The organism is Clostridium sp. CX1 (assembly GCF_025398335.1).
Lineage (GTDB): Bacteria > Bacillota > Clostridia > Clostridiales > Clostridiaceae > Clostridium_AM > Clostridium_AM tanneri.
The window spans coordinates 1-340 of record NZ_JAODOO010000066.1; the positions used below are offsets into that span (position 1 = coordinate 1).

Below are 340 nucleotides of genomic sequence, written 5' to 3' on the forward strand. Positions count from 1 at the left end.
CTGGTAGAGCACCTGACTCTTAATCAGGGTGCCCGGGGTTCGAGTCCCCGATGACCCACCAGGTATGGTGGACGTAGTTCAGTTGGTAGAGCGCCAGATTGTGGTTCTGGTTGTCGTGGGTTCGAATCCCATCGTTCACCCCATTTAAAATATACTTTGGTTTACTAGCTCAGTCGGTAGAGCACATGACTTTTAATCATGGTGTCCGGGGTTCGATTCCCCGGTAAGCCACCAATTAATTTGCAGGTGTGGCGGAATTGGCAGACGCACTAGACTTAGGATCTAGCGCCTTAGGCATGGGGGTTCGACTCCCTTCACCTGCACCAATTAATTAAAAAAA

General features: G+C 50.0%; 3 tRNA genes. All 3 read left to right on the plus strand.

Annotated elements, in window-relative coordinates:
- Nucleotides 1-67: 67 nt before the first annotated feature.
- The 3 genes from N4T77_RS20170 (at nucleotide 68) to N4T77_RS20180 (ending at nucleotide 326) form a co-directional block, all read left to right on the plus strand.
- Nucleotides 68-143, plus strand: a tRNA-His gene (locus tag N4T77_RS20170).
- 15 nt (nucleotides 144-158) lie between these two features.
- A tRNA-Lys gene (locus N4T77_RS20175) sits at nucleotides 159-234 on the plus strand.
- A gap of 8 nt (nucleotides 235-242) precedes the next feature.
- Nucleotides 243-326 (plus strand) — tRNA-Leu (locus N4T77_RS20180).
- Nucleotides 327-340 lie beyond the last annotated feature (14 nt).